General features: G+C 69.3%; 24 protein-coding genes. 13 read left to right on the top strand and 11 right to left on the bottom strand.

Annotation, left to right across the window (positions count from 1 at the left end):
- Positions 1-16: 16 nt before the first annotated feature.
- The 4 genes from AB0M45_RS23605 (at position 17) to AB0M45_RS23590 (ending at position 5,097) form a co-directional block, all read left to right on the top strand.
- Positions 17-1,051 carry a methionine synthase gene (locus AB0M45_RS23605; protein WP_364332997.1) on the top strand — a complete coding sequence of 345 codons (1,035 nt, stop codon included), beginning with the start codon at positions 17-19 and terminating at the stop codon, positions 1,049-1,051.
- Positions 1,052-1,233: 182 nt separating this feature from the next.
- On the top strand, positions 1,234-3,300 hold the full coding sequence (ligA, locus tag AB0M45_RS23600) for an NAD-dependent DNA ligase LigA (RefSeq protein ID WP_364333098.1): 2,067 nt from the start codon (positions 1,234-1,236) through the stop codon (positions 3,298-3,300).
- 70 nt (positions 3,301-3,370) lie between these two features.
- Positions 3,371-4,066: an SDR family NAD(P)-dependent oxidoreductase gene (locus tag AB0M45_RS23595; RefSeq protein WP_364332994.1), complete on the top strand. Its 696-nt coding sequence runs from the start codon at positions 3,371-3,373 to the stop codon at positions 4,064-4,066.
- Positions 4,063-5,097 (top strand): S-adenosylmethionine:tRNA ribosyltransferase-isomerase, encoded by a 1,035-nt coding sequence (locus AB0M45_RS23590; protein ID WP_364332991.1) that lies wholly within the window; start codon positions 4,063-4,065, stop codon positions 5,095-5,097. The genes AB0M45_RS23595 and AB0M45_RS23590 overlap by 4 nt, the downstream gene beginning before the upstream one ends.
- A 1-nt stretch (position 5,098) precedes the next feature.
- Here AB0M45_RS23590 and AB0M45_RS23585 read toward each other — a convergent pair whose 3' ends face one another.
- On the bottom strand, positions 5,099-5,410 hold the full coding sequence (locus tag AB0M45_RS23585; protein WP_364332988.1) for a hypothetical protein: 312 nt from the start codon (positions 5,408-5,410) through the stop codon (positions 5,099-5,101).
- A 149-nt stretch (positions 5,411-5,559) separates the two neighbouring features.
- Entirely contained in the window at positions 5,560-6,108 is a 549-nt protein-coding gene (locus tag AB0M45_RS23580) for a Uma2 family endonuclease (RefSeq protein WP_364332986.1), read from the bottom strand.
- A 223-nt stretch (positions 6,109-6,331) separates the two neighbouring features.
- Here AB0M45_RS23580 and AB0M45_RS23575 point away from each other — a divergent pair, with 223 nt between their 5' ends.
- The 3 genes from AB0M45_RS23575 (at position 6,332) to AB0M45_RS23565 (ending at position 8,554) form a co-directional block, all read left to right on the top strand.
- Positions 6,332-7,576 carry an ATP-binding protein gene (locus AB0M45_RS23575; protein WP_364332983.1) on the top strand — a complete coding sequence of 415 codons (1,245 nt, stop codon included), beginning with the start codon at positions 6,332-6,334 and terminating at the stop codon, positions 7,574-7,576.
- A 20-nt stretch (positions 7,577-7,596) separates the two neighbouring features.
- On the top strand, positions 7,597-7,920 hold the full coding sequence (locus AB0M45_RS23570) for a hypothetical protein (protein WP_364332980.1): 324 nt from the start codon (positions 7,597-7,599) through the stop codon (positions 7,918-7,920).
- 118 nt (positions 7,921-8,038) lie between these two features.
- Positions 8,039-8,554 carry a GNAT family N-acetyltransferase gene (locus tag AB0M45_RS23565; protein WP_364332977.1) on the top strand — a complete coding sequence of 172 codons (516 nt, stop codon included), beginning with the start codon at positions 8,039-8,041 and terminating at the stop codon, positions 8,552-8,554.
- Between the two features lie 83 nt (positions 8,555-8,637).
- Here AB0M45_RS23565 and AB0M45_RS23560 read toward each other — a convergent pair whose 3' ends face one another.
- Positions 8,638-9,288, bottom strand: a complete 651-nt coding sequence (locus AB0M45_RS23560) for an amino acid-binding protein (protein ID WP_364332974.1) — start codon at positions 9,286-9,288, stop codon at positions 8,638-8,640.
- A 411-nt stretch (positions 9,289-9,699) separates the two neighbouring features.
- On the opposite strand from AB0M45_RS23560, the gene gatC reads away from it, so the two are divergent.
- Both gatC and gatA read left to right on the top strand, forming a co-directional pair.
- A complete protein-coding gene (gene gatC, locus AB0M45_RS23555) occupies positions 9,700-9,999 on the top strand; it encodes an Asp-tRNA(Asn)/Glu-tRNA(Gln) amidotransferase subunit GatC (protein ID WP_364332971.1) in 300 nt (99 codons plus the stop codon).
- Positions 9,996-11,522 (top strand): Asp-tRNA(Asn)/Glu-tRNA(Gln) amidotransferase subunit GatA, encoded by a 1,527-nt coding sequence (gene gatA, locus AB0M45_RS23550; protein WP_364332968.1) that lies wholly within the window; start codon positions 9,996-9,998, stop codon positions 11,520-11,522. The genes gatC and gatA overlap by 4 nt, the downstream gene beginning before the upstream one ends.
- 85 nt (positions 11,523-11,607) lie before the next feature.
- Here gatA and AB0M45_RS23545 read toward each other — a convergent pair whose 3' ends face one another.
- Complete coding sequence (locus AB0M45_RS23545) at positions 11,608-12,549, bottom strand: SDR family NAD(P)-dependent oxidoreductase (protein ID WP_364332965.1); 942 nt, start codon at positions 12,547-12,549, stop codon at positions 11,608-11,610.
- A 109-nt stretch (positions 12,550-12,658) separates the two neighbouring features.
- On the opposite strand from AB0M45_RS23545, the gene AB0M45_RS23540 reads away from it, so the two are divergent.
- Positions 12,659-13,246, top strand: a complete 588-nt coding sequence (locus AB0M45_RS23540) for a TetR/AcrR family transcriptional regulator (protein ID WP_364332962.1) — start codon at positions 12,659-12,661, stop codon at positions 13,244-13,246.
- 76 nt (positions 13,247-13,322) lie between these two features.
- On the opposite strand, the gene AB0M45_RS23535 is transcribed toward AB0M45_RS23540, so the two are convergent.
- From AB0M45_RS23535 to AB0M45_RS23525, 3 genes are read right to left on the bottom strand one after another with little or no spacing between them, the layout of a single operon-like run.
- Positions 13,323-13,769, bottom strand: coding sequence for an SRPBCC domain-containing protein (locus tag AB0M45_RS23535; protein WP_364332959.1), 447 nt, complete (start codon positions 13,767-13,769; stop codon positions 13,323-13,325).
- A 59-nt stretch (positions 13,770-13,828) separates the two neighbouring features.
- Positions 13,829-15,208, bottom strand: a complete 1,380-nt coding sequence (locus tag AB0M45_RS23530; protein ID WP_364332956.1) for an alpha/beta-hydrolase family protein — start codon at positions 15,206-15,208, stop codon at positions 13,829-13,831.
- Positions 15,205-15,885 carry a hypothetical protein gene (locus tag AB0M45_RS23525; protein ID WP_364332953.1) on the bottom strand — a complete coding sequence of 227 codons (681 nt, stop codon included), beginning with the start codon at positions 15,883-15,885 and terminating at the stop codon, positions 15,205-15,207. The genes AB0M45_RS23530 and AB0M45_RS23525 overlap by 4 nt, the downstream gene beginning before the upstream one ends.
- A gap of 348 nt (positions 15,886-16,233) precedes the next feature.
- Between AB0M45_RS23525 and AB0M45_RS23520 the strand changes: the two genes are divergently transcribed.
- Together AB0M45_RS23520 and AB0M45_RS23515 are read left to right on the top strand one after the other, a co-directional pair.
- Positions 16,234-17,454: a histidine kinase gene (locus AB0M45_RS23520; protein ID WP_364332950.1), complete on the top strand. Its 1,221-nt coding sequence runs from the start codon at positions 16,234-16,236 to the stop codon at positions 17,452-17,454.
- A 189-nt stretch (positions 17,455-17,643) separates the two neighbouring features.
- Entirely contained in the window at positions 17,644-18,309 is a 666-nt protein-coding gene (locus AB0M45_RS23515; RefSeq protein ID WP_364332947.1) for a response regulator transcription factor, read from the top strand.
- A gap of 7 nt (positions 18,310-18,316) precedes the next feature.
- Here AB0M45_RS23515 and AB0M45_RS23510 read toward each other — a convergent pair whose 3' ends face one another.
- Positions 18,317-19,210: a hypothetical protein gene (locus tag AB0M45_RS23510; protein WP_364332945.1), complete on the bottom strand. Its 894-nt coding sequence runs from the start codon at positions 19,208-19,210 to the stop codon at positions 18,317-18,319.
- 266 nt (positions 19,211-19,476) lie between these two features.
- Between AB0M45_RS23510 and AB0M45_RS23505 the strand changes: the two genes are divergently transcribed.
- On the top strand, positions 19,477-21,327 hold the full coding sequence (locus tag AB0M45_RS23505; RefSeq protein WP_364332943.1) for a protein kinase: 1,851 nt from the start codon (positions 19,477-19,479) through the stop codon (positions 21,325-21,327).
- 9 nt (positions 21,328-21,336) lie between these two features.
- Here AB0M45_RS23505 and AB0M45_RS23500 read toward each other — a convergent pair whose 3' ends face one another.
- The 3 genes from AB0M45_RS23500 to AB0M45_RS23490 form a co-directional block, all read right to left on the bottom strand.
- Entirely contained in the window at positions 21,337-23,829 is a 2,493-nt protein-coding gene (locus AB0M45_RS23500) for an FtsX-like permease family protein (protein ID WP_364332940.1), read from the bottom strand.
- A gap of 148 nt (positions 23,830-23,977) precedes the next feature.
- Positions 23,978-24,685 carry an ABC transporter ATP-binding protein gene (locus AB0M45_RS23495; RefSeq protein ID WP_364332937.1) on the bottom strand — a complete coding sequence of 236 codons (708 nt, stop codon included), beginning with the start codon at positions 24,683-24,685 and terminating at the stop codon, positions 23,978-23,980.
- 52 nt (positions 24,686-24,737) lie between these two features.
- Positions 24,738-25,046: a hypothetical protein gene (locus tag AB0M45_RS23490; protein ID WP_364332934.1), complete on the bottom strand. Its 309-nt coding sequence runs from the start codon at positions 25,044-25,046 to the stop codon at positions 24,738-24,740.
- Positions 25,047-25,133: the final 87 nt, after the last annotated feature.

The raw sequence follows: 25,133 nt of genomic DNA, 5'->3' as shown, positions 1-25,133 counted from the left end.
GCAAGAAGGCAGCGCGGTGACCGAGCCCCTACGCATACGGGGCGGAATCGCCACCGGAGTCGGCTCTTGGCCGGGTGTCGATCCGCGGGAAGCCGCCGCCACCATCGTCGGCGAACTCGGAGACCTGCCGCACCTGGTGGAACTGCCGGATCGCGGCGCGGGCGCGGACCTCATCGGGCGCGCCTCCGCGCTGCTGGTCGACCTTCGTTTCGACACCACGCCGCGGGGCTACCGGCTCGCGCCGCGCCCGGGCGCGGTCTCGCGGCGGGCCCGCGACCTGCTGCGCGCCGACCTGGACGCGCTCGAGGAAGCGTGGGAGAACGCCGGACTGTCCGGCCGCGACCGCGTGGTCAAGGTGCAGGCGGCGGGCCCGCTGACCTTGGCCGCCCAGGTGGAGTTGCCCGGCGGCCACCGCCTGCTCACCGATTCCGGCGCGGTGCGCGACCTCTCGGAGTCGTTGGCCGAAGGGCTTGCCCAGCATGTCGCGCAGGTGCGCACGCGGCTCGGCGCGCAGGTCGTCCTGCAACTGGACGAACCATCCTCGACCGCGGTGCTCGACGGCTCGCTGCGCGGCGTGAGCGTGCTGAACACCGTGCGCGCCCTGCCCGAGCCGGAAGCGCTCGCCGTGCTGGATACCGTGATCACCGGCCAATCCGCCCCGGTGCTCGTGCACACCTGCGCCGAGCCGCCCGCGCTGGGCTTGCTGCGCCGCAGCGCCGCCGCCGCGATCGGCTTCGACCTGAACACGATCGGCACCGGTGAACTCGACGAAATCGGGGAAACCCTCGAAGCCGGCAAGCAACTGGTGCTCGGCGTCGTTCCTACTCACACACCGGCCACCCGCGTCACCTGGCGCGAGTACGCCGAGCCGGGTGTCCGGCTGATCGACCGGCTCGGCTTCGCCCGTCGCACGCTCGCGCAGCGGGTGGCGGTCAGTCCCGCCTGCGGTTTGGCGGGCGGCTCGCTGGAGTGGGGTCGCCGCGCTCTCCGTCTCACCAGTGAGGTTGCGCGGGCGTATGCCGAGGAACCGGAAGAGCTTTCGTTCTCCTGATCCCAGCGGCCACGGACGCTGCGTCCACCGCGCTCTCGCGACGAAACGAACCGTTCGGATCTCCTGCTGTCGAGGGCGGCGACGTGCGGGAACACGGCGGTGTCCTGTCGGTGGGCTCGGCTAATGTGCGATGCGTGAGTGACAGCGACAGTGCGGCGGCCCCGGCGACGCCGCAGCAGCGGGTGGAGTGGCAGCGGCTCGCGGACGAGGTGCGCGAGCACCAGTTCCGCTACTACGTGCGGGATGCGCCGATCATCTCCGACGGCGAGTTCGACGCGTTGTTGCGGCGGTTGGAGGCGATGGAGGACGAGCATCCCGACCTGCGTACGCCCGATTCGCCGACCCAGCTCGTCGGCGGTGGGTTCGCGACCGATTTCGCCGCGGTCGACCATCTCGAGCGGATGCTGTCGCTGGACAATGTGTTCGATCTCGACGCGCTGCGTGCCTGGGCCGCCCGGGTGGAGGCGGAGACCGGGCCGGAGCTGCATTACCTCTGCGAGGTCAAGATCGACGGCGTCGCGTTGAACCTCGTCTACCAGCACGGGCGCCTGGTCCGCGGCGCCACCCGCGGCGACGGGCGCACCGGCGAGGACGTGACGCTGAACGCCCGCACCATCGACGACATCCCCGGCGAGCTGACGCCGAGCGACGAGTTCCCCATCCCGGAGCTGCTGGAGGTCCGCGGCGAGGTGTATTTCCGGCTGGAGGATTTCGAGACGCTCAACGCCGCCATCGTGGCCGAGGGCAAGCCGCCGTACGCGAACCCGCGCAATACCGCCGCCGGTTCGCTGCGGCAGAAGGACCCGTCGGTCACCGCGCGGCGCAGGCTGCGGATGATCTGCCACGGCTTCGGCCGCATGGAGGGCTACACGCCGACCTCGCAATACGACGCGTACCGCGCGCTCGCCGCGTGGGGCTTGCCGGTGTCCGAGCACACCAGGCTGGTGCAGGGCATCGACGCGGTGATCGAGCGGGTGGCCTACTGGGGCGAGCACCGCCACGACATCGAGCACGAGATCGACGGCCAGGTGATCAAGGTCGACGAGACCGCGTTGCAGCGCCGTCTCGGCTCCACCTCGCGTGCTCCGCGCTGGGCGATCGCCTACAAATACCCGCCCGAAGAGGCGACGACCAAGCTGCTGGACATTCAGGTGAACGTCGGCCGCACCGGCCGGGTGACGCCGTTCGCGGTGATGGAACCGGTGTCCGTCGCGGGATCCACGGTCGCGATGGCCACCCTGCACAATGCCGCCGAGGTCAAGCGCAAGGGTGTGCTGATCGGTGACACGGTCACCATCCGCAAGGCGGGCGATGTGATCCCCGAGGTGCTCGGCCCGGTGGTGGACGCGCGCCCCGAGGACGCACGCGAGTTCGTCATGCCGACGCACTGTCCCGAATGCGGCACCGAACTGCGGCCCGAGAAGGAGGCCGACGCCGACATCCGCTGCCCGAACCAGCAGTACTGCCCGGCGCAGCTGCGGGAGCGCGTCTACCACGTGGCAGGCCGCGGCGCTTTCGACATCGAGGCGCTCGGTTACGAGGGCGCGATCGATCTGCTCAAGTCCGGTGCGATCACCGACGAGGGCGACCTGTTCGATCTGGACGAGGCGACACTGCTCACCACCTCTCTCTACGCCAACAAGAACGGCAGCCTGTCCGCCAACGGCAAACGTCTGCTGGAGAATCTGGCCGCCGCAAAGGACCGGCCGCTGTGGCGGGTTCTGGTCGGCCTCTCGATCCGGCATGTCGGCCCCACCGCGGCGCGTGCGCTGGCCGGCGAGTTCGGCAGTCTGGATCGCATCCAGCAGGCTTCGGTCGAGGAGTTGGCCGCCGCCGACGGTGTCGGCCCGACCATCGCGGCGGCCGTGTCGGAATGGTTCACCGTCGACTGGCATCGCGCGGTGGTGGCGAAGTGGCGGACCGCGGGCGTGCGGATGGAGGACGAGCGCGACGCATCCATCGAACGCACGCTGGAGGGCCTGTCCATCGTGGTGACCGGCTCGCTGCAGGGCTTCACCCGCGACGGCGCGAAGGAGGCGATCCTGTTGCGCGGCGGCAAGGCCGCGGGCTCGGTGTCGAAGAAGACCGCGTTCGTGGTGGTCGGCGATGCGCCGGGATCGAAAGCCGCCAAGGCGGAGGAACTCGGGGTACCGATCCTCGACGAGGACGGGTTCCGGCGGCTGCTGGAAGGTGGCCCCGAGGCGGTAGCGCCGGAAACGGTCGCGGAAGACGCCGCGGCCGAGGAGTGACCGGCACTTGACCTGAAGATAAGTTGAGGTATGAGGATCGACCGGTAGGACGAACTACCAGGAGGTCATCATGTCTCGTCCGACCGCTCTGATCACTGGCGCATCGGCAGGATTCGGCTCGGCGCTCGCGCGGGCGCTGATCGGGCGGGGATGGCGAGTGCTCGGCACCGCGCGTCGCGCCGACCGGTTGGCGACCGTGGCCGCCGAGCTGGAATCGGCGTTCGTTGCTGTTCCCGGTGACGTCACCGACCCGGCCCACCGTGCGCGGCTGGCCGACACGGCGCGTGGTGTGGGCGGACTCGCTCTGGTGGTGAACAACGCCAGCAGGCTCGGCCCGAGTCCGCTGCCGCGCCTCGCGGACTATCCGCTCGACGAGCTCGAGCGCGTGTTCCGCACGAATGTCATTGCGCCGCTGGCGATCCTCCAATTCGCGCTGCCGCTGCTGAACCACGGCGGCGTCGTGGTGAACATCAGTTCCGACGCAGCTCTGGAGCCCTACCCCGAGTGGGGCGGATACGGTTCGTCGAAGGCCGCGCTCGATCAACTCACGGCGATCCTGGCGGCGGAGCATCCGCAGCTGTCGATCTACGCGTTCGATCCCGGCGATATGCGCACCGCGATGCATCAGGCGGCGTTCCCCGGCGTCGACATCTCGGATCGGCCGGAGCCGGAGACGGTGGTCCCCGCTCTGCTGCGGCTGCTGGCGGAGAAACCCAGGAGCGGGCGGTACGCGGCAGCGGATTTCGCGGCCGGGCGAGTGTCATGACGGTGCAGGCCGACCGGCTGTCCTTCGTTCTGCCCCGAGAGCGGGACGCCGCCGCCCCGCCCGAGGCGCGGGGCCTGGCGCGGGACGAAGTCCGGCTGCTCGTCGCGGACTCCGGGCTGACCCACGCCCGGTTCCGGGAACTGCCGGATCACTTGCGACCGGGCGACCTGGTGGTGGTGAACAATTCGGCCACCATGTCGTCGGCGGTCGATGCCACGCTGGACGGCGAGCCGGTCGTGCTGCACTTCTCCACCTGGCTCGACGACGGCCGCTGGGTCGTGGAGCTGCGCACCACGCAGCGCACTCCGTATCCGGCGGAGAGACTCGTGCCAGGGGGCGTGCTACGGCTTCCGGGCGCCGAGGCAAGCCTGTGCGCGCCGTGGTTACCGGGTGCGCGAAGGCTCTGGATCGCGGAAATCAACGCCGACGTTGCCCGATTGCTGGCCGCGCACGGGCGTCCGATCACGTACTCGTATGTGTCGCAGCGGTGGTCGGCGTCCTACTACTCGACGGTGTTCGGCAGGGTCCCGGGTAGCGCGGAAATGCCCAGTGCGGCACGTCCGTTCACCGAGCGTCTGGTGCTGGATCTGATCGCCGCGGGCGTCGTGCTCACGCCGGTCACCCTGCACACGGGCGTTTCGTCACCGGAGTCAGGGGAGCCGCCGAGCCCGGAACGGCTCGTCGTCCCCGCCTCCACGGCGAGACTGGTGAACGCCACCAAGGCCGCTGGTGGACGCGTTGTCGCGGTGGGCACGACGGTGACACGCGCGCTGGAGACCGTCGCGGACCCATCCGGTCTGGTGCGTGCGGCCAGCGGTTGGACCGAGTTCGTGCTCGGGGCGGATCGCCAGGCTCGGGTGATCGACGGACTGATCACCGGATGGCACGCTCCCGGCGCGTCACACCTGGATCTTCTGGTCGCCGTGGCGGGCGAGCAAACCGTCACCGCGGCCTATGACCTTGCGGTGGATACCGGCTATCTGTGGCATGAGTTCGGCGACAGCGCTTTGCTGTTCGCCGCGGGCAGGTAGCTCAGCTGACCGTGACCGTGGCACCCAGCTGACCTGCGATGTCGAACCGTCCGCAGCGGCCACTGCTCAGGTCGAGCTTCTGGGTGATCAGCTTTCCCCGGCGATTCTTGAACGTGGCCTCGGCGGTCACGTCGGCGGTCGCCGTCGAGCACACCTTCGACACCGCGCCGGGCGGGTCGTAGCTGACCGTCCCTCCGCCCTGGCAGGTGTTCGTGCTGTTGGCCAGGAACACGCGCGCGGTGCCGTCCGGACACGGCGCGTCGGCCACCGCGTCCGGCGCCACGACCAGCGTGCCCAGCGCGAGCGCGGCCACGACAGAGCTTCCAACCACAAGACGACGAACCGTCGGTTGCATCGTTACCCTCATCCCATCGAACAACTTCGGCAGTACGCCGCAAAAGACCGCAGCGTGCAGGCATGCTAACCCGCTATCACGGAAGTTGTCCTGGCGACAGGTGCGCGCTACTGGGAGGACAGCAGGTCGTCCACGGCGAGCTCGGTGCCCGCGTAGTGCACCGGAATGTGGTCGCCGGGCCGGTACTCTTTCCGCGTCCGGTACCCGGTGGCTGTCGGTTCGGTGTGCTCGTAGATGACTGTCTTGGTGACTACCCAGTAAGCCGAGTATCCAGCGCGGCCATACAGTTTCGCCTTGACGCTCAGGTCCTGCATCACCGTCTCGTCGGAGATTTCGATGACCAGGAGTACGTCGGACGGATCCCACACGGCGATCTTCGAACCGATCGAATCGACTTGATCCGCGTCGGCGCGCAGGACCCAGCAGTCAGGGTCCGGCAGGGACTGGGCGGTGGGTAACGTCTCACTGGTCACCTCGACACCGTCGGTCGGAAGCTTCCGCGCGATGCGGAACACTGCTCGGCCGTGCCAAGAACCGATTACCACCGGCCATACCTCCCCCTCGACGAGTTCGACGCGATGGTCGAACGCGCCCGCCTCCCACGCGCGCAGGAACTCGCTGCGCGTCCAGCGGTAGGCGATCGAAGCCCCGGTCATGCGCTTCAGGGTACCGTGCCGCCGAGTGCCGAGCCATCGGTCGCAGACTTGTCCGGCCAGGTTGCGGTCATGATCAGCCCTCGTGGTCCGGGATGTGTCCGTGCGTTGGCGAATCGATGTGCGTTGCCGCCGCGCGTGCAATCGCGAGTCGTGATCGCCGACCAATCGCGGGTACCACCAGCCTGATGTCGCCGCGTCGGGGCGCAGAAGGAAGTATGGCGGCATGCTGCGCAACTTTCAGGTGACCAATCACAGATCGCTGGCCAACAAGCAGGAGTTGCGGCTCACCAAGGGGAGCGGGCCCGTGGCCGTACCGGTGACCGCCATTCACGGCGGCGCCGCGGCGGGCAAGACGAACCTGATCGATGCGCTGGCGCAGATGCGGGACGCGGTCTTGCGCTCGGTCACCGGCTGGGACCCGTACGCGGGGCCGGTGCGGGCGCCGCATCTCGGATTCCCGGATCGGCCTTCGGAATTCGTGGCCGCGTTCGTCGCCGAGGGCGTGCCCTACACCTACGGCTTCCGGCTGGACAACGCCGACGTGAGCGCGGAATGGCTGCACACCCACCCGCGCTCGCGTAAGCGAATCGTGTTCGAGCGCAACGGGGAACAGATCAAGATCGGCCCGATGTTCGAGTCGGCGCGCTACGGCATCGCCGCGCTGGTGCCGCTGGTCCGTCCGAACGCCTTGCTGCTGAGCCTGGCCGGGCAGATGTACTCCGACGCGCTCGTGCCCGCGTACCGATGGTTCGAATCCATGCTCGAGGTCCAGCACGGCCCGGCCGAGCCGGACGCCATCGCGCACCGGCTGGGCAGTCACCTGTCCCGATCGCCGGAGAACGCGGCCCGGCTGCTGATGCTGCTGCGCACCGCCGAGCTCGGCATCACCGATCTGCTCATCGCCGAGAACGACCCGATGTACGCCGACTACCTGCGCGAACTGGACGCGGACATTGCGGGCCTGGCCAAGCAGATCGAGCTGTGTGCCACCTCGCCCGGCTACGCCGACCAGTTACTGCGCGACAACGGCCTCACCGGCGTGCTGCTCGAACGTGAGCTGACCAACCTGAAGGCCGCGCGCGACGCCCTGTACGCACGGATGGTGGCCCGGCGCGGCGTCGGCCTCGGCCTGGTCCACGACGGCATCCCGAACCCGTTCGAGATCGGCGACGAATCGTCGGCGACGCTGGCGCTGCTGCGGGTGCTACCGGCCATGCTCGACGCGCTGGACGCGGGCCGCGTCCTCGCCATCGACGACATCGGCGCGTGCCTGCCCGCCGAGGAGACCGACCGGCTGATCCAGCTGTTCCAGAATCCGGAGACCAATTCCCGTGGCGGACAGTTGATCTTCACCACCAGCGACCGCGTGCTCATCGATCGGGGCAACGGGCGCTCGCAACGTACCCGAACCTCGGTCTGGCAGGTTCGTCGCACCGGTCACGGCACCAGTGGGCTCGCGCCGGTGTAGCACCCACCTAGCATGGGGGCATGCTGGAGTTCGCCTCGCTGGTAATCCTGATCGCGGTGCTGGCGTCGATGATCGTGTTCGCCCTGCGCGGTCGCTCGGGCGTCCGGCCGACGAACCCGGAGGAGGGGACGCTGTACATCACGGGAGTGAGCCCGCGCCCCGACCTCCCGGGCGAGCAGTACGTGACCATCACGGGCAACCTCACCGGCCCCTCGGTGCCGGGCACAGTCGTCTACGGCCGCTTCACCTGGGACACCAGCTCGTGGCCGGAAATCGGCGACCTGCTCACCGTCATCTATCCCGCGGGCAAACCCGAACGGTGGCAGATCTCTCAACCCGGCTGAGTGAAGGCCGGGCCCTTGGCGGGCACCAGGTCGGCGTGGAGCGATAGCCGTGCGGAGCCGAGTCGGGTCGAGGGATGCGGCCGGACGTGACGTAGCCCCCGCTATGGCCGGTGGCATCATGCCGGGTATGGATCTGCGAGAGACCGTCGTCGTCCGGACGGCGACGCCGGAGGAATACGACGCCGTCGGCGAGCTGACGGTGGAGGTCTACGTCGGCGAGGGTTATGTCCGCGCGAGCAGCCCTTATGTGGAGGAGTTGGCCGATCCGGCCCGCCGCGCGGGTTCCACCCGGATCCTCGTAGCCACCCACGCCGACCGGATCGTCGGGTCCCTCACCGTCGCACGTCCCGGCACTCCCTATGCCGAGACCGCGTTGCCCGGGGAGTTGGAGTTCCGCATGCTCGCCGTCGCCAGGTCGGCGCGCGGTCTCGGCGCCGCAACGTCGTTGGTGCGCACTGTGATCCAGCTGGCCCGTGCGGAAGGATTCGCCGCCGTGGCGCTGACGACCATGCCCGCCATGATCGAAGCTCGCCGAATCTATGACCGCCTCGGCTTCCTCCCCGTCCCCAGCCGGGACTGGAACACCACTCTCGGCGACCCCCTCCACGTCCTACGGCTACCCCTCCCGGCGTGACGACGAGTGGCACACCACGGAGGGACCTTCTCGCGCTTTGCCTCAGCGATGTGCCACTCGTTGCACGGGGCGGTTGGTGGGGGTTAGCCGAGGACGGTTGCGACGATTCCGGCGAGGTAGCCGAGACGGGCGACCTCGGAGGGGCGGAAGTCGGGGCCGCCTGGCCGGCCGAGCAGGAGTACCTTGCCGGAATTGCCGAGCGGGGCGGCGGCCAGTTTGGTGTCCATATCGCGCCAGATCTGCGGCACCCAGTCGGCCTCGGGATCGAGCACGGTGGGCTTCTCCAGCGGCATCCACGGTGCCGAACCCGCTTGTGTCTGCGGTGCACTCGGGCTTCCGACCACCCGGTAGGCGCCGTGCGGGCCGACGTCGATGATCGTGCTCCAGCCGACCCGCAGCACCCGTGGCACCCCGTCGACCAGCACCTGCAAGCGGTCGTCGCGGGCGCTGGCCACATGATCTATGAGTTCGAGTTCGCGGTGGGTGTCGAGCACGCCGGAATAGGGGCGGATCGAATCCACGTGCACGTCGCCGATCGATTCGGCGGCGGTGATCAGGGTGTCGGGCAGTGCGCCCGCGGGCACCTCGACGACCAGATCATCGACGGCGTAGCCGGCGCCGCGCTCCACCACATCCAGCGACAGGATATCGGCTCCGACGGAGCCGAGTGCGAGGGCGAGTGCGCCGAGGCTTCCCGGTCGATCCGGAAGTTGCACGCGGAGTAGATACGACACGTGCGTTCCTTTCCTTGGGCGGCCGAGGTTCTGAACGGATACCCGGGTAACGCAATAATTACACCCCTACGGTCCGGTTATCGAGTCGAAGTGCGTCCAGTGACACACGCCACGGGGAAGATTCGAGCGCAAGCGGCGTGTCGGGCTATTTGGGACATTCGTGTCGCGATGCCGGTGTGGTTGCCAGGTGCCTGCTCGGCGCGGATGGCCCGCCCGGACACATGAAGCACCGGCGCCGGAGGGGTCGGTCGTCGCCGACGATCAGGCGGATGTCTCGCCTTGGCTCGGCCCCGGCAGGGCTGCGACGGAGGACGTCCGGCTGCTCCCACTAAGCTATGACCATGTTAAACGCCGTCCGCTGCGAGCAGAGCCGGTGTGACCTGTTGAACCGAAGCCGAAAGGGGTCCCGCGGTGCCCGCCATCTCCCGTGACGAGGTAGCACACCTCGCCCGGCTGTCCCGGCTCGCCCTGTCCGACGCCGAGCTGGATCAGTTCGCCGGACAGCTGGATTCGATCCTGAGCCACGTGCGGACCATCTCCGAGGTCGCCGCCGCCGACGTCCCGGCCACCGCGTCACCGAATCCGGCGACCAACGTGACCCGGCCCGACGAGGTGGTGCCCGGCCTGACCCCGCAGGAGGCGCTGTCCGGCGCGCCCGCGGTGGACGAGCAGCGGTTCATGGTGCCGCAGATCCTGGGAGAAGGCGAATGAGCGCAGCATCGCGTAGCGAATCGATGGGGGGCGGCGGCCGGGAGACGGGTGGGCCGGACCTGACTGCCCTGTCGGCGGCCGAGCTGGCCGACAAGATCCACGGCGGGGAACTGTCCTCGGTGGAGGTCACCCAGGCGCATCTGGATCGGATCGCCGCGGTCGACGGTGAATACCACGCCTTCCTGCACGTCGCACCGGAGCGGGCGCTGGCGGCCGCGGCGGAGGTGGACGCCGCGATCGCGTCGGGCGCCGCGCCCGCCTCGCCGCTGGCCGGAGTTCCCTTGGCGCTCAAGGACGTATTCACCACCACGGACATGCCGACCACGTGCGCGTCGAAGATCCTCGAGGGCTGGGTGTCGCCGTACGACGCCACGGTCACCAGGAAGCTGCGCGCCGCGGGCATCCCGATCCTTGGCAAGACCAATATGGACGAGTTCGCGATGGGCTCCTCCACCGAGAACTCGGCCTACGGCCCGACCCGCAACCCGTGGGACACCACCCGTATCCCGGGCGGCTCGGGCGGCGGTTCCGCGGCGGCGCTGGCCTCGAACCAGGCGCCGCTGGCCATCGGCACCGACACCGGCGGGTCGATCCGCCAGCCCGCCGCCGTCACCGCGACCGTCGGCGCCAAGCCGACCTACGGCACGGTATCCCGCTTCGGCCTGGTCGCCTGCGCGTCGTCGCTGGACCAGGGCGGTCCGTGCGGCCGGACGGTGCTGGACACCGCGCTGCTGCACGAGGTGATCGCCGGCTACGACCCGCGCGATTCCACGTCCCGCGATGTGCCGGTGCCGCCGGTGGTGGCCGCCGCACGTGCGGGGGCGCAGGGCGATCTGCGCGGGGTGAAGATCGGTGTGGTGAAGGAACTGCACTCCGACAGCTATCAGCCCGGCGTGCTCGCCTCGTTCGACGCCGCGGTGGCGGTGCTGAAGGATCTCGGCGCCGAGGTGGTCGAAGTGTCCTGTCCGCACTTCGAATACGGGCTGGCGTCCTACTACCTGGTGATGCCGTCGGAGGTGTCGTCGAACCTGGCACGGTTCGACGCCATGCGCTACGGCTTGCGCGTGGCCGACGACGGGCAGCACAGCGCCGAGCAGGTCATGGCGGCGACGCGCGCGGCCGGGTTCGGCCCGGAAGTCAAGCGGCGCATCATGATCGGCACCTACGCGCTGTCGGCGGGGTACTACGACGCCTACTACGGCCAGGCGCTCAAGGTGCGTACGCTCATCGCCCGCGACTTCGACAAGGCCTATGAGCAGGTCGACGTGCTCGTCTCGCCGACGAGCCCGTTCACTCCGTGGAAGCTGGGCGAGAAGGTCGACGACCCGCTGGCCATGTACCTCTCGGACCTGTGCACCCTGCCCACCAACCTGGCCGGGCACCCGGCCATGTCGGTCCCGTCCGGCCTGAGCCAGGACGACGGCATGCCCGTCGGCCTCCAGATCATGGCCCCGGCCCTCGCCGACGACCGCCTCTACCGGGTGGGCGCCGCCTACGAAGCCGCGCGCGGTCCCATCGCCTGACGCCCCGGTCCTCGCAGAGCCGCTTGGTTCCTCGCACATAGCGGGGATGCACCGAGCAGCTCTGCGGGGCTGAGCGCAGCCGCACCTATGCGGGCCAGGTGAATTCGGGGTCGGTCGCGTAGTCCTGGCGTCGTTGGTCCAGCGCGATCGATACCATCTGGTGCGCGCCTGGGCCGATGATCTTGCGAAGCGGGGGATTCGGCATCTTCACGAGCGCGATCAGTTCCGCGGCGCCGACTTCCGGTGGTGCCTCGATCCACGCGGATTCGGTGCCAGGCACGTCGGCATCCGCCGCCGATTCGTCTCGGGGAGCGGCGGATTCTCCCGGATCGTCTGCCGGGCCGGGTCCGCTGTGCGCGGACGCGGTCGGCGAGACGTCGGCGGCGGGTGTGCCCGTCGGATAGTCGGGCCTGCCGAGGATCGTGGTGCGCAGGTCCGCGTAGGCCGGAACGCCGGTGGCGAACCGCATGCTCGACGTAGCCCAGTCGGTGTCGAAGCCGCCCAGCTGGGCGAGGGTGACCCGGATGCCGAACGGACGCAGTTCGTCGGCGAGTGCGGCGCTGAAACCTTCCAACGCCCATTTGCTGGCGTTGTAGATGCCGAACAGCGGCAGGCTGCCCACGGCGCCGACCGTGGAGATCTGCACGATGTGCCCGGAGCCCTGGGCGCGCAGATGTGGTGCGGCCGCTCGCGAAACCCAGAGGGCACCGTAGAAATTGGTGTCCATCTGATCGCGGATCTGGGCTTCGGTCAGTTCCTCGACGGCGCCGACCAGACCGTAGCCCGCGTTGTTCACGATCACGTCGATCGTGCCCGTCAGCGCGAACGCCTCGTCCACCGTGGCGGTAACGCGCTCGCGGTCGCGAACGTCCAAGGGCAGCACGGTGAGTCGGTCGTCGGCCAGCGCGGTCATGGCCTCCGGGTTCCGCGCGGTCGCGACGACACGGTCGCCCTCGGCGAGCGCGGCTCTCGTGAATGCCCGGCCGAGTCCGCGGTTGGCGCCGGTGATGAGCCAGGTTCTGGTCACGGAAGATCCTTTCGTCGCGAGACGCTCCGTCTCGTTTGCGACTATGCCGAGCGGAACGGCGTCTTGTCAAGACGAGACGTTTCGTCTCGTTGACTGCTATGGTGACGGCATGCCCGACACCCCCACCGCCGCGCGGCGCAGCGAGCGGGCCCGCGCCGCGATTCTCGCCGCTGCCGCCGAGCTGATCCGCGAGCTGCCCTACGCGAAACTGGGCATCGAAGCCATCGCGGCCCGTGCGGGTGTCGGCAAGCAGACCATCTACCGCTGGTGGCCGTCGAAGGGGGCGGTCGTCTTCGACGCCATGCTCGAATCCGACTCCGGCCCAGCGGGTCTCGCCTTGCCGGACACCGGCGACGTCGCGGCCGATCTGCGCGCATTGCTGCGCGGCTCGATCGCCGCGCTGACCGCCCCGGGATACGAATCCTTCCTTCGCGCCATGTACATCGAGATTCAGCAGGATCCGGAGCTGGCCGCCACCTACCGTGAACGCCTGTTGCTGCCGCAGCGCTGCGCCATCGCCGACCGGCTCGCCGCCGCCGTCGACGCGGGTGAACTCCGCGCGGGACTGGACCTGGAACTCGCGATCGATCTGCTGCTCGGCCCCATTCAAATGCGGTGGTCACTGGGGCTCGGCGGGCTCACCGAGTCCTATGCGGACGCGGCCCTCGATGCTGCGCTGGCATATCTGCGCGCGTGAATCTCTCTTATCGCGCACTCCGGCGCCCGTGGCCGGCGCGCCGAAGCGCACGTGCGCGGGCGGATTCGGAGCCCTGTCAGGAGGTTCGCAGCGACTCGGCTTGCTTCCGGATGCCTTCGGTCATGCCCTCGAAGCCGCGTCGCAGATTCTTGCCGAGCAGCGCGACGACCACGGGATGCAACCATCCCCCGAGTGTGAAGTGCGACTCGTATCGGGTGCGGTCGTCCGCGAGGGGCGTCACGGTGTGTGAACGCAGGCTGTGCAGCGCGCCCGGGGGCACCGGCTTCATCGCGTAGCTGAGTTCGCGGCCGGGCGTGTGGGAGCGGATCCATTCGCGCTGCTTGCGCGGGCTGGAACCGGAGACGTGGACGAGCATGTCGATCGGCTCGCCGGGAATCAGGGAACTGCGGCACTCCGAGACGAACGGATTCCATTCGCCGTAGCTGGGGAAGTCGGTGATCACCTGCCAGACCAGTTCGGCGGGGGCGTCGATGTCGACGGCAAGGTCGATGACAAAGGCCATGGATAAATTAGAACATGTTCTATGACGGACGGATGGGTGGATGTGCCGAGGCGAACGGATCAGCAATCGCCCATGGCGGTGCCCTGGTCGGCCCCATAGCGGTGGCCGTGACCGGGTGGAGCGTCGAGCGCGGTGAGCAGGTCGGCCGTGGTCTGCGCGAAGCTGATCAGCGGAAGCCACTGTGGGACCGGGGCGTCGACCCGGGCGCCGGTGAGGTCCGGCGCGCGCCACAGCTGTGTGGGCGACCAGTGGATCACCGGGTCGGAGGTGTTGGCCAGCACGGTCGCGCCGCCGTGGTGAATGTGGTTGGCCGGGGGTCCGGCCCACAGCACCGCGCAGGTTCGGTTGTCCTGTTCGGCGTCGTCGGCGAAGACGGCGTTGCCGCCCAGCGCGCCCAGGCTCTGGCCGTACACATACAGCTTCGGCTTGTGCGTCAGGCCCTGAAGGTGGTTCTCCACGGCGGTGAACAGGCTGCGCGCGGCGGTCACCGCGGCGTCGCGGCCGAACACGAACGTCGCCCAGCTCGGCAGATACGAGTACTGCAGGCCGACCAGCGCCACGTCACCGTCGAAGCGTTGGTCGAATCCCGCGACGGCGTTCGCGTCGATCCATCCCGACCCGGTCGGCACCGTGATGACCAGATGCGAGCGCGTGAAGCCGCCCGAACGCGCCAGTTCCCGAATCGCCAAGGTGACGCGGCTGTCCAGATCCGGCGCCGAGGCCACCCCGATGTAGACCCGCACGGCTCGCACCGGCGCGTCGCTGACGAACTTGCGTCCCTCGGCGCCCAGCGACGACCAGCTCACCGCGGATGCGCCGCTACCCGAGCCGTTGTGCGAAACCGGCTGCACCAGAGCGGGATCCAGCTCGGCATTGGCGCTGGCATACACCGAATCCCGCCACCCGGCGACAGCGGGCGCGCCGACGAGATACAGCAGAATCGCCACGACCGCGGTCAGCGAAACTCCCCGCGCCCAGCCCAGCCTGCGCAGTGCCCAGGCGATCGTGCGGGTCGCGCCGACGAGCAGCCCGATGATCAGCGCCGCGCCGAGTGTGCACCGCAGCCAGTAGTCCATTCCGATCCGCGGTGTTCCCATCGCTGCGCGCAGCCGGTTCTGCCAGTGGCCCGCGTTCGCCGCCGCACCCGCGACCAGTACCGACGTCGCGATCAGCAGGGGCAGCCGCACCCACCCCTGGCGCTGGTTGATGTCGAAACCGAACCGTCGCCCGGCAACGCGCAGCACTCCGGCGACGCCGAGTGTGAGCGCCGCGAAAAGCCCGGTCAGCACGGCTTGGGCGCTGGGCGTACGGGGCAGCAGCCCGGGCGCCAATGATGCCAGGACGCCGATCCCGGTCCCGAGTGTCGTGCCGATCCGTGGCGGCAGGACCCGGCGGGCGGCCTGGCGCAGTGTGGCAGCCCGGCGGAAGGGAGCGGTCATCTCCGGACCCCGGAGACTCCAGTGGTATTCGCCGAACCGACCGCGAAGCCGCGCTGCCGGTTGCGCACGGTGAGAACGGCGCCGAGCCCGGCGATTCCGGCACCGAGCACTCCGAGCAGCTTCCAGCTCGCCGTCGAATCGGAATCCGCGGCTCCGAGCAGGTGCTCGACCACCGGTGCGCCGTAGTCCTGGCGACGGGAGTTCAAATCGACGGCGGTGTTCGCGATCGACGCCATCGCGTCGCAGCGGGCACGGGAGAACGGATCCACCCGGGTCGCGCAGGCCTGATGCATCTGCCGGTCCAGCGTGGCGTCCAGGGCTTGCCGCGCCCACGGCCCCAGCGGCTCGCCCCGCTGGTCGGCGTAGCGCAGCAGGTCGTAGCCGAGGTCGTGGGCCTTGCATGCGGTATCGAACTCGGTGGGCAGGGTCACCGGCGAGGAACAGTCACCCCGTGGATTCACGACGAGGCCGTTCACGGCGCTCGGACGGTAGCCGAACGACGCGACGAAGTCCGCCGGGATGGTGCCGAGCGCGCCGGGGTCGCCCGCGGTCAGTTCGGCGACAGCGGCGCTCACCTGCGTGCTCTCGACCGGCGCGGCCGCCGCGGCGGCTCGGGGCGCGGGGGCGAGGAACACCGTCGCCGCCACGGTGGTCAACGCCGTCGCCGTCAGCGCCACGTAGCGTCGCGTCTGCCCGGAAGCGGAAGATGTTGTGGCGGAACGAGTTCGGGCTCCTACGGCCGATGCGGACCGAGTCACGGGCCCTGCGCTGGTCGGTGTGCTCATGGCGAAGACGTTAGGGAACCGGTTCGTGCGGGCGCCTCACGCCCGGGAAGGTTTCCCGAGCCGTGCCGCCAGGGGAGCCGCCGCACCGAGTCGCACCGGGGTACCGCACCGAAATCACCCCTGCGTATGAGGCCGCGGTCGCTGGAGGGTTTCTAGTGTCATAGGCATGAGCAGTCAGGCCCGGAGGCGGCAGCGGAGTGTAACCACGCAGGGCCCTGCGCATGCCGAAAGGAACACAGCATGAATCAATCGAGTCGTGCCTGGGCGCGGCGACTGGACGCACGCACCTGGTTCGACCTTGGCACGCTGCTGGTCGCGCTGATCTGGTACTCGGTGGCCTGGCCGACCTTGCATCTGACCCACGCGGTGCCCGCCGCCGCGCAGCCGTTCATCGCGGCGCTGGCCGCCTTCCCGGTGCTGCTCGCGCGGATCAATCCGGCCTTGGGGTGGGCGATCTCGGCGGGCTCGGCGCTGGTGATCGCGCTGGCCATTCCGCATCAGCCGAACAACGAGCTGCCGTTCCAGGTCGTGCAGGTGCTGTGCTTGCTGGTGCTGCTGTTCGCGGTGGCGCTGCGCGCGCAGGGGCAGATCGTCGTGGTTGCTTGGGCGGCCACGGCGCTGTTGTTCGCGACGACCATGCCCGGCGAAGGGGAGGCGTTCGCGAACGCCGCGTGGGGCTGGCCGATCGCACTCGCGGCGCTGGTGCTGTTCGGCCTGCTCATCCGCTGGCTGGTGCTGTCGCGGCGGGAGTTGGTGCGCCAGGAGGAGGAGAACGAACTCGAGCGGGCCCGCCGGGCCATCCTGGAGGAGAAGGCTCGCATCGCTCGGGACCTGCATGACGTGGTCGCCCACCACATGTCCCTGGTCGTAGTGCAGGCGCAGACCGCGCCCTACCGGGTCGAGGGTGTCACCCCGGCCGCTCACGCCGAGTTCGAATCGATCGGCGCCACGGCGCGCGAGGCACTCAACGAGATCCGCGGCATGCTCGGGGTTCTGCGCAGCGACGGCGAGCTGCCCGAGCACGCGCCGCAACCGAAGGCCGCCGACGTGATCGGCCTGTTCGAGGGCGCGCGGCGCGCGGGAGTCGACGTCACCTGGACGGTCGAGGGTGCCCTGGACACGATCCCCGAGACCATCGGACTTGCTCTCTATCGCATCGCCCAGGAGTCGCTGTCCAACGCCTCCCGGCACGCTCCAGGCGCCGCGGTCCAGGTGTGCATTGTGCGCGGCGCGGACCTGCTGTTCACGGTCGGCAATGGACCGGGAGCCACGCCCGCCCGCCCGGTAGGCAACGGTGGCCACGGCATCGCGGGCATGCAAGCGCGCGCGGTGGCTGTCGGCGGCGATGTCTCGGCCGGTCCTCGCCCCGACGGCGGCTTCGAAGTCCGGGCCCGCCTGCCGCTCGCGCTACCGACCATCGGCGCCGGCACCACACCTGCGCAGGCAGCATCAGAACGGTGAACGCTCGAATGCGGCCATGAACATCTGGCGCATTGGGATCCGAGCACGGCGGCGGCGAGCCCACACCGCGATGTTCCGACGGCCGATCAGCATTCGTGGGGTCGCGCTCGTCTCTCGGGTGCGGAAGCGTGCGGTCCAGCGGGTGAACGGGGCAGCGCGGGTGCGCGGGCGGCAATTAGGGTGGGCGGGGTGGCAATTACCGTGTTGATCGCCGATGACCAGGCCATGGTGCGGCAGGGGTTCGGAGCGCTGCTCGCGGCTCAGCCGGACATCAGTGTCGTGGGCGACGCGGCGGACGGGAAGGTCGCGGTGGCCGAGGCCAAGCGGCTGCGCCCGGACGTCGTCCTGATGGATGTGCGCATGCCGGAGATGAACGGACTGGACGCGGCCCGCGCCATCCTGGCCGCCGGATTCGATCCGCCGGTGCGCGTGCTGATGCTCACCACCTTCGACATCGATGACTACGTCTACGAGGCGCTGAGCCTCGGCGCCAGCGGATTCCTGCTGAAGGACGCGCCCGCCGAGGAACTGGTCCGCGCGGTGCGAGTGGTCGCCGACGGTCAGGCACTGCTCGCGCCGACCGTCACTCGCAGGCTCATCGCCGATGTCACCCGCCGCCGCACTATCGCGCGGGCGAAGCCGGCACCGGAGCTGACCGCGCTCACTCCGCGCGAGCGGGAGGTGCTGGAGCTGATCGCCAAGGGCATGTCGAACGCCGAGATCGCCGAGACCCTCTTCGTCGCCGAGCAGACCGTGAAAACCCATGTGTCCAAGGTGTTTTCGAAGCTGAACCTGCGAGACCGCGCCCAGGCCGTCGTCCTGGCCTACGAGACCGGCCTCGTCACGCCGGGCTGACCCGTGCTCACAGCGGCGGGCAGGACCCGCCGCGCACCTCGTCGAGATGACGTCCGAGCAGCAGCGCCATCCGGCTGAGGATGGTGGTGGCGTCGTCGAACGTGCCGGAATCGGCCTGCGCCGCGAACGCGACCGCGATCATGCCGGACCGTACCGGTACCAGGCCGAACTGGCGGACGGTGTAGACGCCGGTCACGTCGTCCGGCCCCCACCCGCCCTTGAACGCCGTGCCCTCCAGCACGCCGAGACCCCACGACTGTTCGGGTGTGATCTCCGTCATCAGCTCGGTGACGTGGAACGTCTCGGGTAGGCACGGCAGCCGGGACGCGAAGCGGGCCTGGTTGGCCAGCGTCCACTCGGTCCCGCCGAAGGAGGTGTAGTCGAGCGTGGTGCGCGGGCCCGCGACACCGGTGGTCGCGTCGCCCGCTTCGTCGATCACGTCCTGCACCGCCTTGGCGGCTTCCAGCCCGTCGCCGAGCGACCGCCACAGCGCATCGGCGGCGCCGTTGTCCGACCAGGTGATGGCCGCCTCCACCTCGTGCAGAATCCCTTCCTGCCGGTCGTGCCGCAGCGCCGCGATCGCGAGCGGGACCTTGATGGTCGACCACGCGATGCCGCTGACCCAGTCGCCGAAGATGGTCATCCGGCCGCCGCCAACGGGCATGATCGCCATGCCGACCTGTCCGGCCAGCTGCGGCTGCAGCTGGGTGAAGTCGGCGGCCAGCGAGTCGGGCACGGAGACCGCGAGGTTCGGCCGCCACGTCCCGGCAGTATCGACGACGACGGGGGGCGGTTCGGCGGCCGGCCCCTCGCCGGAAAACAGAGCGCACGAGGTCAGCGTGAGCAGCACCACCATCGCCGAAGCGCGCAGCACCGAACCATATCCGGTCGACCTCACCACCGAGTCCTCCCCACCACCACGTGCGCGTGCTCGCTGTTCATCGGCGGTGCAAAATAGCTGATCGGGCCCGTCCGGGCAGGTGACCGGGCGGGAGACATCGTCACGCGACACGCGACAGCGTCGCGAGAACGATATCTCGGGACATAGTTTCGCCGATTTTCGCGGAGAATTCGAAACTCCGTGGCCACGGCGATACCCGGTAGGCTCCAGGATCTGTACGGAGCGCCCGGACGTCCACGTCCGGCCGTGGGTCACCTGAAGGGGGCGTGTTGCTCAACAGCGGTGCGGTGTTCGCCGGGTACACCATCGAGAAGCTGCTCGGCCAGGGCGGGATGGGATCGGTGTATCTGGCCCGTCACCCGCGGCTGCCTCGGCAGACGGCGCTCAAGCTGCTCAACCGCGAGCTGTTCGCCGATAAAGAGGTCAGGGCGCGGTTCGAGCGGGAGGCGGACCTGGCCGCGCAGCTGGATCATCCGAACATCGTCGCGGTGTACGACCGCGGCACCGAGGACGAGCAGCTGTGGATCTCCATGCAGTACGTCGACGGCGCGGACGCGGCGACGGTGAATCCGCAGAGCCTGCCGCCGGAGCGGGCCGTGCAGATCATCGAAGGCGTCGCCGCCGCATTGGATTACGCACACGGAATGGGCGTGCTGCACCGGGATGTCAAGCCGGCGAACATCATGCTGGCCCGCGCGGTGGGCGGGCACGGGGAACGCGTCTTCCTCACCGACTTCGGCATCGCCCGGCTGCGTGAGGATTCCACTCACCTCACGCAGACCGGCATGTTCACCGCGACGCTCGCCTACGCCTCGCCGGAACAGATGACCGGCGCGCACCTGGACCACCGCTCCGATCAGTACTCGCTGGCGTGCGCGCTGTACTGGTTGCTGACCGGCGTCGCTCCCTTCGACGCGCCCGCCCCGGCCGAGATCATCCGCGGCCATCTCCAGCTGCCGCCGCCCTCGGTCGCGGCCGTGCGCGCCGGACTCCCGGCCGCGCTCGACGCGGTGATCGGGAAGGCGATGGCCAAGCGGCCCGACGATCGGTACGCGTCCTGCGTCGAGTTCGCCACGGCCGCACGGCAAGCGCTGACCGCGCCCGCACCGACGATCGTGGCGTCGCAGTACCAGCCGCAACCGGCGCCCACCGTCATCGCGCAGCCGTCGATTCCGGCCTACCCCGGGCCGGAGGCCAGTGCGCCGACGTACGTCGCCGCCGGGTCCGGCCCTGGCTACACCGCGCCGCCGCAGTACGCCCCGAATTCGACCGCCGGACAGCACATCCCGGTGTCCGAAGCATCCGCGGTGGCGCCGCCGAGTTACGCTGCGATGCCGCAGCAATCCGCTTATCCGGCTGCGTCGCCGAGCTATCCTGCGGCACAGTCTCTTCCGCCGAATATGCCGTTGCCGATGGGCTACTCACCCCATCAGCCACCCGGCTATCCGCCCGAACGCCGTTCCCATACCGGTGTGATCGTGATGGTCGTGCTGATCGTGGTGGCATTGCTCGGTGCCGTGGGCATCGTCGCCGCCAAGGTCGGATTCTCCAATTCCGACTCCGCGTCTCCGCTCGATCTCGGCACCAAGGCACCCACGGGAGCGGCTGACGCCGGGACGCTCGCCAAGGCGTTCCCGAACTTGCTGCCGCAAGGTGTGGAGACGAAGTACAACGTCGGCTCCGGCCCGGGATACCGGGGTAAAAACTGCTTTCTCAAAACGGCCGATCCAGGTGACAAAGTGTCCGCGGCCGACGGTGTGCCCGACTTCCCGAACTGGGCAACGGCCTGGAATTGCTGGGGCACACCGATCAACGAGCCCGATTACGTCCTCATCGCCTTCAAGTCGCCACAGGACGCGCAGGCGGCGGTACGCGACCTGCCGTCCAACACCGCCGCGACCGAACGCAACAACGGCAAGTCCTATTCGACCTACCGGTGGCAGCAGTCCGACAGTGGCTTGCCGGACGGGTTCCTGGTCGTCGGTTTCCAGGATGATCCGGCTCGAGCCAGCTATCTGCTGTTCGCCACGGTGACGCTCACCGACCGCGTCCCGACCTCGGGATTCGGCATGCCCGCCGCCGAATTCAAGGGCTGGTTCGCCGACCTGCCGCTGTAGTCCACCGAGTCAGTCGACGGCGAGCGCCTCCACGATGGGCAGCCGGGCGGCCCGCAATGCGGGCGGAATCGACCCGAGCAGCGCCAGCGCCAGCGCGATCGTGCCGTAGACCAGCACCATCGGGCTCGGCTGATAGGCGACGTCGATGGTCAGGGCGTGTCCCATCGCGACCGACGCCAGATACTGCACCAAGGCGCCGAGAAGCAGACCCAATACCGCGCCGACGATTCCGATGCCCGCGGCCTCGGCGAGCACCGAACGCATCAGGAATTTGCGTCCGCTTCCCATGGCGCGCAACACCCCGAGTTCCCTGCGGCGGTCCAGCACCGAGAGCATCAATGTGTTGAGCAGCGCCACCGTGGCCACCAGCACCACGATCCAGAGGATGGCATTGCTCATCACCATTCCTTGCCGAATGCTCGACGAGGCGGCGACCACAGTATTCGCGCCGGTGTCGACGTTCAGTTCCGGTGGCACCACTTGGCGGATTGCCGCGAGCACCGCCGCGCGATCGGCGCCGGGTTCGATGTCGACCGCGATCACCGTCTCGCCGGGCCGCTCGTACCAGGCGCGCATCAGGTCCAGGTCCATCATCACCACGCCCGCGATCGCCGAGAAGTACGGGATCACTTGCAGCACTCGCACGGTGCGCGGGCCGGTCGGCGTCGGCAGGGTGAGCTCCGCGCCCGCGCTCACGCCCAGCGAGCGCGCCACGTCACGGGAGATCGCCACACCCTCCCCGGCGGACAGCCGGGCGACGTTCTCGTCGGTGAGCATCCGCATGCGGGTTTCCCGGGCATCGGGCGGAAATCCTTGCAGCATCACACGACTGCTGCCGAGCGTGGCGAACGCCATTTGCGCCGGGCTCAGATGCGCGACGCCGGGCACGGCGGCGAGCTTGTCCGGCAGACCGGCGGGCAGCAGCGGGCCGGTGGGGAATTGCGCCATCGATGCCGGGCTGACGTAGACGTCGTTCTTGGCCAGATCCTTGAATGTCACGGTGGCCGAATCGATCATGTTGCTGGAGGCGCCACCCATGCCGACGGTCGCTGCGACGCCGATCATCACCGTCATAGCCGTAGCCCAGACGCGGCGCGGCGCGCGTTCCAGTGTGGTCGCGCCGAGCGTGCCGGGGGCGCGGAACCAGCGTGCGATCCCGGCGGCGGCCCGCACGATCGGACCGGTGGCGCCGAAACACAGCAGGATGGCGGCGATGAACGAGATCGAGATGGCGGTCAGCGAATAGCGGCCGAGATCGCTGCCCGCGACCAGTACCGCGGCGCCGACCAGTCCGGCGCCCAGCGCCACGGCGAGCCAGCGCAGCAGCGGGCTCGCCGTATCCGTTCGGCCCACTCCCACCGGAGCCAGCGCCTCGATGGGCTGGACCTTGTACACCTGGCGCGCGGCGAGAGACGCCGCGAGCACACTGGTGAACACGCACGCCGCGACCGCGAACGGAATGACGTACCAGGGCACCTGATACTCGGTGCGCGCCTCCACCGACTGCACGATCGCGGTGGGCAGGGCGCCGATCGCGATCCGGCCCATGAACACGCCCAGCACCGCGCCGACCGCGCCGCCGAGCACGCCGAGCAGCGCCGCTTCGCCCAGCAGATCACGCACCATCGGCCCACGTCTGCCGCCGATGGCGCGCAACAGCGAGAGCATCGGCCTGCGCTGGGCGATCGCCATGCTCATCGCGTTGTAAATAAGGAATGCCGAGACGATCAGCGCGGCGGCGGAGGCCATCGTGGTGGAATACCGGACGATCTGCACCACCCCGCCCGCCTGTGCGGTGCGCAGGCTCGGTTCGGCCACCACCGCGCGACCGTCCACCGCGGCGGTCACCGCCGCGCGCAGCTGCCCGATGTCGGCGCCGTCGGCGGGAATGATCTGCACCGAATCCAGCCGCCCGGCCCGGTCGGTGATCTTCTGCGCGAGCCCGAGCGGAGCGGCGATGAGGTGCCCGCCGTTGAGATTCCCGGACGTCTGCTCGTCGAGGACGCCCGCGACCGTGACCGTCGTGGCGCCCAGCGTGAACCGCTCGCCCTCGGAGCGACCGAGCGCCGCGCCGACCAGCACCCCGTTCGGTACCGACAGCAGCTTTCCGGCGAAAGCGCTCATCGGAGTGGTCAATTCGCTGCCCAGCGCGCTGATGGTCGAGTCGGCGCCGATCAGCAGCGCACGATCCGCGCCGGTGCCGAGCTGCATCCGCAACATCGGCACTGCCACCGCCACACCGGGAGCGGTCGCGATCTGACGCAGTAACTGCTGGTCGAAACCCGCGTCGGTGACTCCGGTGACCTCCAGCTGCGCCTTGCCGCCGAGGCCGCGGGTCAGCTTGTCCACCGAACCGGTCACCGACCCGGAGATGCTCAGCACCGCGACCAGCAGCGACGCCGAAACACCCATCACGACCAGCGACATCAGGGTGCGGCCGCGATGGGCGAGCAGCTCGCCGATATTGAACAGCCGCAGGCGATCCCACGCCGCGCCGATCATGCGGTGTCCTTTCTCGCGTGAGCGGGGCCCTGCGTGGTCACGCTCCGCTGCCGCCTCCAGCCCTGACCCCTCATGACTGCGCCTCGCTGACGCTCGGCTCCGTCATGCGGGGTGCCCGCTGTGTCGATGATTCGCTCGCGGCGCTCGCTCATGCGTTGACCGTCCGCTCGACCCTGTCGTTGGAGCCGATCCGGCCGTCGCGCAGGGTGATCACTCGATCGCAGTAGGTCACCGCGCCCATGTCGTGGGTCACCATCACCACCGAATTGCCCGATTCGGCGATCTCGCCGAGCAGCTCCAGGATGGCGGCGCCGGTCTTGGAATCCAGGTTTCCGGTGGGCTCGTCGGCCAGGATCAGCGGCGGGTTCATGATCAGCGCCCGCGCCACCGCGACACGCTGCATCTGACCGCCGGACAACTCGGCGGGCCGGTGTTCGGCTCGCTCGGCGAGGCCGACCCGGTCGAGCAGCTCCAGCGCGCGCGGCTTGGCCTTACGCAAACCGGTGCCGTCCAGTAGTTTCGGGATCGCCACGTTCTCCCATGCGGACAGTGTGGGCAGCAGGTTGAAGAACTGGAAGACGAAACCGACCTGATGGCGCCGGAAGCGCGACTGCTGCTCCTCGTCGAGCGCGCCGATCTCCTCGCCCCGGAACCGGATCGAGCCCGCGTCGGGCGTGTCCAGCGCACCGAGCAGGTGCAGCAGGGTGCTCTTGCCGGAACCGGACGGCCCGATGATCGAGGTGAATTCACCAGCCTCGATCCGCAAGCCGACCTCGTCGAGGGCGCGGACGGCCTGACCGCCGACCCGATACTCCTTCGTCACGCCCGATAATTCCAGCATCGCCGGATCAGACATCGTTGTCCCCCGTTTCGTTTCGGTCGATCAACAGTTCTTCGTTCCTTGCGCGCTACCGCGCCATGGCCTCCGACGCGTGGTTGCGGCGACCATACTGTGCATCGAGCACCGCGCGCAGCACCGGCTGTTCGGTGGTCAGCTCGAGGTACGCCTCGACCTCGGTGAGTCCCTGCTCGAGTTTCGCGTCGAAATGGATGTTCCACCGATAGCGGAGCGTGAGCAGCAGCCCTTCCGCGCCACCGAACAGCCGCTCCAGGTCGGGGATCCCCGCGAACAAGTCGGGACTGGCGGGATCGGTCGCCGCGCGGGTGAGCACGGTGTGCACGATGTCGGTTCGAGCGTGCTGATCTGTCCAGGACATGGCCTTCGCCTTCCGTCGGTGAACTACCGCTCACGGTACGGACGCGAAGGTCCCGTTGTCGTCGTGCCAGGGACCCGAATACGTCTC

It is taken from the genome of Nocardia sp. NPDC051787 (genome assembly GCF_040681325.1).
Taxonomy (GTDB): domain Bacteria; phylum Actinomycetota; class Actinomycetes; order Mycobacteriales; family Mycobacteriaceae; genus Nocardia.
Note: the sequence above shows the minus strand (reverse complement) of the source record. Positions and strands in the feature narration are given on the sequence as shown.